Annotated in this window: 12 protein-coding genes; 5 read left to right on the top strand and 7 right to left on the bottom strand. The window is 38.4% G+C overall.

Annotated elements, in window-relative coordinates:
* On the bottom strand, window positions 1–1,089 hold a 1,089-nt coding region (locus C6H22_RS02380; RefSeq protein WP_104693735.1), incomplete at its 3' end, for a MiaB/RimO family radical SAM methylthiotransferase.
* Complete coding sequence (fabI, locus tag C6H22_RS02375) at window positions 1,089–1,916, bottom strand: enoyl-ACP reductase FabI (RefSeq protein WP_104693734.1); 828 nt, start codon at window positions 1,914–1,916, stop codon at window positions 1,089–1,091. The genes fabI and C6H22_RS02380, both read right to left, overlap by 1 nt.
* A gap of 183 nt (window positions 1,917–2,099) precedes the next feature.
* Between fabI and C6H22_RS02370 the strand changes: the two genes are divergently transcribed.
* On the top strand, window positions 2,100–2,822 hold the full coding sequence (locus tag C6H22_RS02370; protein ID WP_104693742.1) for an FkbM family methyltransferase: 723 nt from the start codon (window positions 2,100–2,102) through the stop codon (window positions 2,820–2,822).
* Window positions 2,823–2,860: 38 nt separating this feature from the next.
* Here the strand turns inward: C6H22_RS02370 and C6H22_RS02365 are convergent, their stop codons facing one another.
* Both C6H22_RS02365 and coaBC read right to left on the bottom strand, forming a co-directional pair.
* Window positions 2,861–3,607 (bottom strand): hypothetical protein, encoded by a 747-nt coding sequence (locus tag C6H22_RS02365; RefSeq protein WP_104693733.1) that lies wholly within the window; start codon window positions 3,605–3,607, stop codon window positions 2,861–2,863.
* Entirely contained in the window at window positions 3,591–4,859 is a 1,269-nt protein-coding gene (gene coaBC, locus C6H22_RS02360; protein WP_104693732.1) for a bifunctional phosphopantothenoylcysteine decarboxylase/phosphopantothenate--cysteine ligase CoaBC, read from the bottom strand. The genes C6H22_RS02365 and coaBC overlap by 17 nt, the downstream gene beginning before the upstream one ends.
* Window positions 4,860–4,994: 135 nt before the next feature.
* On the opposite strand from coaBC, the gene hisB reads away from it, so the two are divergent.
* The 4 genes from hisB to C6H22_RS02340 are packed head-to-tail and all read left to right on the top strand — an operon-like array spanning window position 4,995 to window position 7,622.
* Complete coding sequence (gene hisB, locus C6H22_RS02355; RefSeq protein ID WP_104693731.1) at window positions 4,995–5,582, top strand: imidazoleglycerol-phosphate dehydratase HisB; 588 nt, start codon at window positions 4,995–4,997, stop codon at window positions 5,580–5,582.
* Entirely contained in the window at window positions 5,579–6,127 is a 549-nt protein-coding gene (locus C6H22_RS02350; protein ID WP_104693730.1) for a KdsC family phosphatase, read from the top strand. The genes hisB and C6H22_RS02350 overlap by 4 nt, the downstream gene beginning before the upstream one ends.
* Window positions 6,102–6,653, top strand: coding sequence for a hypothetical protein (locus C6H22_RS02345; protein WP_104693729.1), 552 nt, complete (start codon window positions 6,102–6,104; stop codon window positions 6,651–6,653). The genes C6H22_RS02350 and C6H22_RS02345 overlap by 26 nt, the downstream gene beginning before the upstream one ends.
* Window positions 6,654–6,662: 9 nt before the next feature.
* The gene (locus C6H22_RS02340) at window positions 6,663–7,622 is read left to right on the top strand and encodes a septal ring lytic transglycosylase RlpA family protein (RefSeq protein WP_233706998.1); all 960 of its coding nucleotides are present in this window, start codon (window positions 6,663–6,665) and stop codon (window positions 7,620–7,622) included.
* Here C6H22_RS02340 and C6H22_RS02335 read toward each other — a convergent pair.
* The 3 genes from C6H22_RS02335 to C6H22_RS02325 form a co-directional block, all read right to left on the bottom strand.
* On the bottom strand, window positions 7,609–8,196 hold the full coding sequence (locus C6H22_RS02335) for a DedA family protein (protein WP_104693727.1): 588 nt from the start codon (window positions 8,194–8,196) through the stop codon (window positions 7,609–7,611). The two genes, C6H22_RS02340 and C6H22_RS02335, sit on opposite strands and share 14 nt — an antisense overlap.
* A gap of 10 nt (window positions 8,197–8,206) precedes the next feature.
* Window positions 8,207–9,490: a hypothetical protein gene (locus C6H22_RS02330; RefSeq protein ID WP_233706997.1), complete on the bottom strand. Its 1,284-nt coding sequence runs from the start codon at window positions 9,488–9,490 to the stop codon at window positions 8,207–8,209.
* Between the two features lie 90 nt (window positions 9,491–9,580).
* On the bottom strand, window positions 9,581–10,510 hold the full coding sequence (locus tag C6H22_RS02325) for a D-2-hydroxyacid dehydrogenase (RefSeq protein ID WP_104693725.1): 930 nt from the start codon (window positions 10,508–10,510) through the stop codon (window positions 9,581–9,583).
* Window positions 10,511–10,512: the final 2 nt, after the last annotated feature.

Here is a 10,512-nt window from a genome sequence, read left to right as displayed (position 1 = left end):
CGACTCCGCTCTTTTCTTTTTTTTTAGAATCTTGTTTATTGTGTTAATGCGTTTGGTGATTATCTTAGATTCTATTGTTGGAAGCGTGAAGCTTTTTGTATCTTCTTGTGGCGAGTATTCAAAAATATTAATCCTATCAAATGGGCTTTGTTTTACAAACGCACAAAGTTCTATAAAATCCTCCTCGCTTTCGCCGGGGTGTCCGATAATGAGACTTGTGCGCATAAATCGACCTTGGATTGTATCCATAGCGTTTATGAGTTTTTCGTGTGTGGCACGATTTGCACCACGATTCATAATCTTTAGCATAGAGTCGCTGATATGTTGGATTGGCATATCAAAATATGGTAAAAATGTGCGTGAGTTGGCTATGGTGTTTATAAGCTCTATGCTTGTGGTGCTGGGATAGAGATAGAGAATACGCGCTGTTATCGGAAGTTGCAAAGAATCTATGCGATGTATAAGTTCAATAAGCCCATTTTTGAGACCTTGATCACGCAGAAATGAGCTAGAATCTTGAGCGATAAAACTAAAATCCCTAAAGCCTTTATTATAAAGAATCTCTAGTTCTTTGATGACAGAATCTAGCGTGCGCGAGTGTAGTTTGCCTTTAAAAGAAGGGATTGCACAAAAGCTACATTTTTGGTTGCACCCCTCGCTTAGTTTGATATAACTATGAAATGAAGAATTAGTAATCACACGATCATTATATTCATCAGCAAGAAATACCTTGCGTGAATATCGGCTTTGTCTAGTTTCAATCATAGAATCTATCTTACCATAATCTCCCACGCCTGTGATAATATCAATCTCTGGGATTTGTTCTTTGAGCTCGTCATAATAACGCTCACTCAAACACCCACTTACCACGAGTAGGGCACCATCCTTGCGGTTTGCACTTGCTTGTAGGATCGTAGCAATACTCTCTTGTTTGGCAGATTCTATGAAACCACAGGTATTTATGATGATCACATCAGCTTTATCCACATCTTGTGTGATCTTATAATTAGCAAGTTTGCCAAGCATCACTTCAGAATCTACAAGATTTTTGGTGCAGCCTAGTGAGATGAGATGGAGTTGTTTGGACATTAGCTATTTTTCACGCTATCCCATCGTGGCACAAGCTTGCCATCGACTTCTTCTGTAGAGCACATACCCATGATGTTGTATCCACAATCCACATAATGCACTTCTCCTGTAACACCACTTGCAAGATCACTCAAAAGATACATTGCAGAATTTCCTACCTGCTCGATGCTAACATTTTCTTGCAATGGAGCATTTGCCTCATTCCATTTAAGCATAATATTAAAATCCCCTATGCCACTTGCCGCTAGAGTTTTGATAGGACCCGCAGAGATCGCATTGACGCGGATATGTTTTTTGCCTAAATCATAAGCGAGGTAGCGCACACTAGATTCTAATGCTGCTTTTGCAACACCCATTACATTATAATTGGTCACATATTTGACGCTTCCAAGGTAGGTGAGCGTAAGGATCGATCCCCCAGTATTAAGCAATGGCAAGATATAGCGACTAAGTTCAATAAAAGAATACACAGAAATTTCCATAGCAGTGTTAAATGCCTCTTTGGTTGTATCGACAAATGCACCCTCAAGCGCATCTTTTGGTGCAAATGCCACAGAATGCACCACAAAATCGAGATTCCCAAAATCGTTTTTGAGGCTTTCTACGAGCGCAGAAAAATGCTCTGGTTTGCTCACATCAAGCTCATACACACGATCTTTTGCTCCTAACTCTTGGGCGATTGGACGCACGCGTTTTTCAAGTGCACTATTTAGAAATGTAAAAGCAAGTTCTGCACCTTGCTCTCTACAAGCCTTTGCTATGCCATACGCGATAGATCGATTATTTGCTACACCTACGATAAGACCTTTTTTACCTTTAAGTATCATACCATGCTCCTTTTGCGGTAGGTTAAAGTTTTTAAGCTGTGCATTATATGCCATTTTGGCTTAAACAGAGGCTATTTAAAAGACTTGCAAGTTTATTTAGGGTAAAATTTTAGGAAATACACTGATGTTCTCGGTTGTATTATGTAGATATTGTAGGGTAGATTTTTCTGGAGAACAATGCATATGAAAGGTTTAGCAAAATCTCTGTTGTCGTTTTTGTTACCCAAGGCATTATACGATACCTTGATTAGTTTCAAGAATTTGTATATTACAAGGTTTGCTACGAAGTGTTATTCACAAGAGGGTGAAGATTTATTATTGTCGCGAATTTTTGGGGATCAGAAAGATGGCTTTTATGTTGATGTAGGGGCACACCATCCATTTAGATTTTCAAATACGTATTTGTTGTATAAGCGGGGATGGAGAGGTATTAATATTGATGCAATGCCAGGTTCAATGAAGCTTTTTAATCGTTTTCGTCCCAGAGATATTAATATTGAATGCGGTGTAGCTTCGGGGGGGGGGGAATTAATATATCATATTTTTAATGAACCTGCTTTGAATGGTTTTTCCGAGGAGCTTTCAGCATCTTATGAGAAAAATCCTTTGTATTTTATTAAGGCAAGAGTTCCTATTTGTGTTAGAAAACTTAGTGAAATTTTAGATTTGCACTTGCCATCAAATACCCGTATTGATATTTTGAGCATTGATTGTGAGGCTCTTGATTTGGAAGTTTTGCAATCTAACAATTGGCAAAAGTATGTGCCTAGAATCATCTTGGTAGAAGTTTATTGTGGCGACATCTCACAATTTTTGAATCATCCTATCTATGTATTCTTGGTGTCTCGTAATTATAGTTTCTATGCCAAATTACATAATACTGTTCTCTTTAGATACAAAAGTTAGGATTGAGTGTTTTTAAAGACTCTATGGGGTTTAGAATCTTAACCTGTGATATTGAGCAAATATTCTGTATTTTGCGTAAAAAGTGGTTGGAGTTGTGCGACTTTTTCGAAGTTTATAGATTGAAAGCCTTCAAGCTTGTGCGCATAAGATTGCAAAAGCTTGAGGGTATTTTCAAAATTTGTCGTAAGTGCAAGATGTAATGTGTCATCTCGTAGTGTGATTGTCCCTTTGATAATCCCCAAATTTGGCATAATCGCACAAAAGGTGATTTGATGTTTATTTCCTGTAAGTTGTAAAAGCCCAGCTTGTGAGTTTCCATCAGAGACACACAGGTTTAACACCCCATGCTTTAGTCCCATAAGCACAAAACCAAAATATTCAAACTCTGATTTATCCTTTGCTTGTGCCATTTGCTCTGCACTAAATTGCGCCATTTCTTTGGGGAATTCTCCATACAAATCTTTTAGTGCTTCTTGAAGTGTATCTGGAGAGAATTTTAGTGGGCTTTGTGCGATAAAATCTAGCACTTTAGGTCGCTCTATAAGATTATTTAGCACGATATTTCCATCTTTTGTGTTTGTCATTTGTGCCCAATATTTTTGCCCTATATGCAGAGGTTTGTAGCTTGTTGTTTTAAGTGTTTTCGTGCCTACCTGCAAGAGATATGTGCTCATATCAAGTTTTTGTAAAACTTTGAGTGATACTGGGAGATTCGCATTAAAGCGCAAGGCTTTAGAATCTGAATCCAAAAGAAGCTTTTGTAGGGCATTAATGCGTGTGATCATCGTTAAGAAGGACTTGCTGTGTGAAAGCAACGATTTCAAAACTTAAGCTAAATTTATCAAGAAGTGGCGTTTCTTGCGTTGCGTCAGCACTAATGAGTGTCATTTGATTGGTATCCGTGCCAAAAGCGTTTTTTAGCGAATCTAAGACATTGAGGCATACCACTTTACACTCTTTTTTGTGTAGCATTTCTTTGGCATTTTGTAGTGCGTTTTGATAATCATCTTCAGCCTTGAATCCAACCTTGATAAACTCACTGGCAGGAAGTTTGCTTAAGATGTCCATATTTTTTTCTAATGTGAGTTGAAGTTTTGTTAGTGAATCTTTTTTGATTTTGGTTTGGCTTACCACTTCTGGTATGAAGTCTGCTATTGCTGCTGCCATAAATAAGATAGGTTTATCCTTGCACATTTTTTTAGATTCTATGATGGCTTGATAATACTGGAGTGAATTTGAGACTTCGATAAAATGCAAGTCTTGCGGAAGTATGGTGGGCACATTTGAGCTTATCAAAAATACTTTTGCACCCAAAACATATAGTGCTAGAGCGAGAAAATAGGCTTGCTTGCCACTTGATAGGTTGCTTAATACACGCACACTATCGATATTTTCTTTGCTACCTCCCCCCGTGATGATAACTTCTTTGCCATGCCAAAACCCCGTATTATGAAACATTCCCATTTCTACAAAAAGTTGGACTAGAGCAAAGATTATATCATTATGCTTAGCTAACGCTCCCTTACCATATTCCCCACACGCTAGGAGAGAATCTCTAGGTTCGATAATGTTAAATCCCAATGTTTGGAGTTTTGCAAGATTTTCTCGCGTTTGCGGAGCATTGAGCATATTTGTATTCATCGCTGGAGCAATAAGTTTTGGTGCATTAGAAGCAAGTGCAGTGCACAAAATGATATTATCAGCCATACCACATGCGAGTTTGGCTATAGTATTTGCGGTGGCTGGGGCGATAAGCACGACTTCTGCCCATCTGGCATAACTAGTGTGGTTTGGTGCATCTGTATGCGTCCAATTTTGTGAATCTTGGTGTAAAACAACATTTTTGCTAAGCGCTTCAAAAAGAATAGGATTGATAAAAGTAGTGCTTTCTTTGCTCATCACCACCTTAACGTGTGCGCCAAATTTGGTGAGTGTGCTTATAACATCTAGCATTTTATACAACGACACAGACGCACTTATAAGGATCAATACCCTCTTGTGTGTAAAAAATGGTGCGAGAAATTGCAAATCATTCATGATTGCCCCTTGGTAAGTGATGTAGACATTGTAATAAACTTTGCCTTAAAGAGATAATTTTTGGCTATTTTTTGCGTGGAGCGTGAATATTTTGGTAAAATGGTGGCATTTTAGATTCTTTACAAAGGTAGCTTTATGAAAGACCACATAGCACATACACGTAAAACAAAAGAGACGGATATTAGTTTAGAGGCAGTGCTTTATGGGAATGGTGTATCAAAGATTGAGAGTGGCGTAGGTTTTTTTAACCATATGCTAGAGGCTTTTAGTAAGCATAGCCTTATAGATCTTACTCTTACATGCCAGGGCGATACGCATATTGATGATCATCATAGCGTAGAAGATTGTGGCATAGCGTTAGGCGAGGCGCTAAAGTATATGCTGTATCCACTAAATGGTGTAGAGAGATTTGGTAATACGCGTGTAGTGATGGATGAGGCGTGTGTTGCTTGTGATATAGATCTTTCACATCGCGCTTTTTTGGTTTTTGAAGTAGGGGAGCATTATAGGGGGAAAATTGGTAGCTTTGATGTGGAACTTGTGGAAGAATTCTTTCGTGCAGTGTGCTTTAATGCTAATATAAGTGCGCATATTGTGTGTGAGCGTGGCAAGAATTTGCACCATATTACAGAAGCGATGTTTAAAGCGTTTGGTGTGAGTTTGCGTCGCGCACTCACGCCAAACGCTAGAATCTCTACACCAAGCACCAAAGGTGTATTATGAAAAACATTCAGCTTTTGCTCCTTGATGTGGATGGCACTTTGACAACGGGCGAAGTAACTTACACACAAAATGGCGAGGAGTTAAAGAGCTTTAATACCAAAGATGGCTTGGCTTTAAGCGTGTGGAATAAGCAATTAGGACGCAAAAGTGCCATTATCACCGGTCGTGAGTCTTCTATCGTGGAAAGAAGAGCCAAAGAGCTTGGCGTTGAGTTTGTGTATATGGGTGTGAGTGATAAGGGTGCGGTGGTGCAAGAGCTTTTGGTAAAGCTTAATCTTGCAAATGATGAAGTAGCGTGTATAGGAGATGATTTGAATGACCTGCCAATGTTTGTGCGTATCAAGCAAAGCTATGCACCTAAAGATAGTGCTAAGGAAATTAAAGCAGTTGCAAGAAATGTCTTGAAAAAAAAAGGTGGCAAGGGTGCAGTGCGCGAGATGATAGAGGATATTCTTGCTAAAGAATCTAAGTTTAAAGTAGAAAAAGAAATTAGAGATATTACATGCAAAGAATATGGCAATGAGCTTCAAAAATATTTCCTTTAGTATTTATGCTTTTTTTATTGGTTTATTGCTCTTAAGTGTGGGCAGTATTTTGTTTTTTGAGCAAGATGAGAGCGCATATAAGGACATTGGGACCAACATTCCAAGCATCGAGATTGGGGATTTTGAGTTTTTTTTGCTCACCATCGAGCCGCTTTCACTTGTTGCAAATGGTTCAAGAATCTTGCGCTATAACACATACGATGAGGGTTATGAAGTGTTTGCCTATCAGCTAGATTCTCAAGGACGAAAAGAGGAATATTATGCACCATATCTAAAAGCTATCAAAGATAAATATTATGCACCACAAAGCATTCGCTTTATTCGAGAGGATGGACTTGTGTTATGGAGTCAAAAAGGTGTGTATGATTATCAGATGCGAATCTTTGATGGCGAGGGGCAGTTTTCTTTGATACAAGATGAGACGGATTTGCAAGGATTAAATATCCATTTTGATCAAAACAAAGAATATTTGCAGGGCGAAAATCTTGATGGTTTCATTCAGCTAACAGGAAACCCAAAACAATAAGGAGCAATGGTGTATTCTACATGCATCACATATATTTGTATCGGACTTATAGGGGTATTGTGTGGTTGTGCAAGCACAAGTGCTTATAATGGTGGTAAGGGTTCTTTTGGTGAATACGAGGATTGGGGTAGCTATAAAAATACCCAAAAACGCACTTTTGAACATGGCAATACTAATACATATCATAGTTTTTCGGATAGTTACGATGATCTTGATGCGTTTAAAAGTGGTGCAGATACTAATATAGGTGGAAACACCATGCGAGAATCTCCGGCTATCCAAAATGCTACCATGAAGCCCTATCAAATTGCTGGTAAATGGTATCACCCCGAGGAAGTGAAACTTGGTGATCGTTTTGATGGGTTGGCAAGTTGGTATGGACCTAATTTTCACGCCAAAAAAACCTCTAATGGTGAAACATACAATATGTATGCACACACCGCAGCACACAAAACATTTCCTATGAATACGGTGGTAAAGGTTTATAACCTTGAGAATGGCAAAAGCACCATTGTTCGTATTAATGATAGGGGACCATTTGTTGATGGGCGCATTATTGATCTAAGTAATGCTGCTGCAAAAGATATTGATATGATAAAGGTTGGCACAGCAAAAGTGCGCCTTGAAGTGATTGGATTTAAGGGTGTGATTCATACAGAATCTAAAGATGAGCTAAATAATGATGAGGTGTTGCAAGAGGAATTTCATGTTGGAGAGACACCAAAAAGTATAGCAGGCGGGAATTTTACTCTGCAGTTAGGGGTATTTAAAAAACAAGAGGGTGCGCGTATAACTAAAGAACAATATGACAAATATCCACCATATACGACTATTATCAAAGAAATGTACGATGCAAACAATGAAATTCTCTATCGCGTGTTCTTGCAAGGATTTAAGAGCGAGCAAGAAGCACGAGATTTTATGAAAAATACAGAGGGTTTTGGTGACAAGATTCTTACGCGTGAGTAGATTTGGGTTTTTTGTGAATCTTGCGTGAGGCATTGTGTATCAAAAATGCAATGCATATCCCCCAACATATAAGCACAACTGGCAAAATATATGGATGCACATCGAGTTTTTGCATCAAGGTAAGCACGGCATTACTTGAAAAAAATGTGATACATCCTATCAAAACTGCCCAAACAAGCGATGCAATGGCATTGTATAGCAAAAAAAGACTAAATTTATAGCGACTAATCCCCACAGCAATAGGCACTATAATGCGAATAAGTTGAATATATTTACCAATAAAAATGCTGATTTTGCCATATTTGCGAATCCAAAGTTGTGTGAGGGCAATTTGGCGCGAATATTTGGCAAACATAGGCAGAATATCTGCTTTATAATGTCTGGCAATATATGCGAGAAATGAACTTCCAAGCACATTTGCCAAAAATGCTATAAGAATACAAAGCGTGATATCTAGCTGATTGAGAGTGCTCATAGTCGCTGCAGCGACTAATCCCATATAGCCTCCACCGAGGCTATATAAAAATAGGATCATATAACCCCAAGTTTGCAGACCTTGTATAATCTCTTCCAAGTCTTACCCTTTAGTAGTTAAATCGCACGAAAACATTGAAAGTATTTTGGCTTGTTGGGATAAGTGCATAGTATGGTATGGTTGTTTGTGTGCTATACCCATCGAATTTATAGTGGATAAAACCTCCACCAGCTTCTAAACTCATAGCATTTTGCTCCCAGAATCTATATTGTGCCATAAGTGAAAACTCTTGATAGTCGATAAATGAAGCCAAAGCATGCAATGCAAAGCGTTTATAATCAATTCCACCATACACATATGCAGTTATTGTATTATTGAAAAAGTATGGTGCAATATAGCCCATAGTGGTGCTAGCTAGACCCATTGTATTACCATAATAACGAGTCGCATCAGTAATACTCCAAATACCTCCCATACCTTCGCGTCCGCCTACATAATGTGCGCCTGCACCAATATAGAAATCATTATAGATTGTGAGTTTTTCATCTGCCCATGCAAGGAAGCTAAAATCTTGTCCAAGTCTATCTGGCGCATCTCGTCTATCTGTATTGCCATATTGCGCTAAACCACGCAAGGTTGTTCTAGCTTGAAAACCCTCTTTGGATGTAGCAATATTAAAACTAATGGTTGCACCAACTTGTCCAAGTAGTGATGAGCCTCTGTTAGTATTTGGTACTGCTGGGAGAGTATTTGGTAAAGAAGAATTCACAAGCCCAAAAATATCAAACAAAAACTTTTGTTTTTCTGTGAAGCTTATCCCCGCCATAATCACTTCACCACCAATATATCTATCTTTGGTATTAGGGCTAAATGGTGTAAGATTAGCTATAGAAGTTCCGTATTTTGTTCCGATTTGCCCTCGTTTGTAGCCAGTGTTGAGATAAGAGTTAAAGTAACTTGCGTATAGATCAAAACGATTTGAGACAGAATAGCGTACCCCAATACCTTGTATATTTCCAGCTAACCAATCAGATCGCAAAAAATCACTATTAAAACGCCCGACAGATGCGTGCAGTGTTTCTTTTGTGTTGCCTTCATTTGTTTTGACACTGCGTTTGTATTGGAGATAGGCATCAGAAATATCCCCTACACTATTTGAAAGTTGGTTGCTATCTAGAGGAATATTCCATAAACCAATAGCACCAAGCCCAAAAGAAAAGCCACTATTATTGATATTAAAATCCGCCCCACTTCGCACATGAAATGCAAATTTGTCGGTAGGCGTTGATTGATACATACCTGTGAGATACCCAAAGGGAGAAACTATAATCTCTGTCCCGCTTATGCTACCTAATGTTCCACATACTGCCAAGGAAACCAAAGTTTTTTTCATCATTTATTCACTCCTTAATGTAAGATTGCGATCCAAAAGCTTGGGATTGTATCCTAAAAATACTTTGATTCCAAAAGCATGAACAAAAATTTATTTTACAAACTCTGCAATATTTTTGATAACACCCTCTAATAGCCTTGTGCGTGCTTTGTCATATGCCCACGCATAATGTGGTGTAATAAGGAGTTTGTGTGCAATTTTTGGATTTAGGAGTGGATGATTAGATTCCATAGGTTCTTTTACCAAGACATCAGCGCCAAAGTAAAATGGCTTAGTTTCTAAAATATGGGCAATATCGGCTTCATTCACAATCCCACCACGACCCACATTAAGCAAGATTGTATGATCTTTAAGGAGTGTGAGATTACTCGCATTTAAGAGATTATTTGTTTGTGGATTAAGTGGGGCATGGATAGAAATTACATCACTTGTGCGTAGAAGTGAATCCAAATCTTTGTGTGGATATTGTGTATTTTTATTGTTTCCACTTGTGGAGTGATAGCTTACTTTTGCTCCAAAGCTTTGCGCAAGTTGTGCTACCCTCTGTCCTATCGTGCCTAGCCCTATTATGCCCCATTCGAGGTCATCAAGTTCCCTAATAGGATCTTTGATATGTGTAAAAATGGCATTTGTGCTCCATTCTCCACTTTTGCAATAGTTGTCGTAATACCCTAGATTCCCTAAAAAATATAATGCCATCATAAGCGTGTGTTGTGCTACTGCGTTTGTGGAATACCCGGCGACATTTTTGATGATAATTCCTCTTTGTTTAGCGTATTCAAGATCTACATTATTTGTCCCTGTTGCAGTGATACAAATAAGCTCTAGTTTTGGCAATTTTGCCAATGTGTCAGCGTTAAGAATAACTTTGTTTGTAAGGATAATATGCGCATCTTGACAGCGTTGTAGTATTTCTTGCGGATTTGTGGTGGGATAATGTGTGAAATTACCAAACTGCTCAAAGACCTTCAAATCACATTCTCCCAATGTTTGTGAATCTAGCAATACAATGTTTTTCATTA

Source organism: Helicobacter equorum, from assembly GCF_900198655.1.
GTDB lineage: Bacteria > Campylobacterota > Campylobacteria > Campylobacterales > Helicobacteraceae > Helicobacter_F > Helicobacter_F equorum.
This window is presented reverse-complemented; position numbering and strand designations above follow the sequence as displayed.